We start from the raw sequence: 1,099 nt of genomic DNA on the forward strand, positions 1-1,099 counted from the left end.
CGCCTAAGGTTGTGACTAATCGCCCTCGTACTATAGGTCTTCGCTTCTCTTACGATTACTATTAATAGTCGTTTGTCGTAAACGAAGAAGTAGATTGTACACAGTGCATTGAACGGCAGGCCTAGGCCTGCCGTTTTCATTACTTATCTTAGAAAAATTCGGTAGTATTAAATACATACCCTTTTGGCTTTCGCCAATTATCACCTGCGCTACCAAGAATTATAACGAAGGCTATGACAACAGAAGATTTTCAACATCAAGTTCGCGCTATTAAGCAAGCGCTTCAACGCGGTCAGTTATCAACTGCGAAATCGTATATTCAAGATTTATTGCCCTTGTCGCTAAATGAGCAGCAAGAAGCAGAAGTACTTTATTTGGCCGCCGTCACTTACAGGCTCTCGAACCAACATAGCGATGCTTTTAAGGCTATCGACACTCTTCTATCTCTTCGCCCAGATTACGGCAGGGGATACCAAGAGCTTGCTTACTGTCATGAAGCTGTTGGAGACCAGCAAAACGCAGCAAGTGCGTTCTTTAAAGCAACGCATTTTAACCCCGCTCTTATAAGCAGTTGGAAAAAGTTGCTCTTAATCTATCAAAATCATCGCGACGCTACCGCTGAACAAATGGCATCAAATCAGATTGCGCATTTGCAGTCTCTTCCTCCGCCAATTCTGGGTGCCTACGACCTTATGTACGAAAAGCAGTTCGCTGCGGCAGAGCAAGTGTGCCGCCAATTTTTGGCTAAACAGAAGCATCACCCTGAAGCTATGATGTTGTTGGCTGAAATTGGTATGCAGTTGAAGGTGTACAGTGATGCAGAATTTTTGTTGGAAAGTTGTGTGGAATTATACCCGGACAACGAGCGAGCGGCGCTAGCTTATCAAAACGTGCTTTCAAAGTTGGGTAAGTTTCCCGAGGCCGTAAACGTTGCGCGACAAAGACTTTCAAGAAGCCCAGACAGTTTTGTTATTAAAACCAGTCTTGCCCATGCACTTGTTGGTGTAGGGCAATTAGATGAAGCGATAGATATTTACCATGGCATACTAGAACAAACGCCAGATAGACCTAAAGTTTGGGTGTCGTTGGGTCATGCACT

At 44.3% G+C, this 1,099-nt stretch carries 1 protein-coding gene; it reads left to right on the plus strand.

What is annotated here, in order from left to right; genetic code table 11:
• Positions 1 to 233 precede the first annotated feature (233 nt).
• The coding region (locus AC4FIA_RS17505; protein ID WP_490366897.1) for a tetratricopeptide repeat protein at positions 234 to 1,099 on the plus strand (866 nt) is incomplete at its 3' end.

The organism is Thalassococcus sp. (assembly GCF_982780845.1).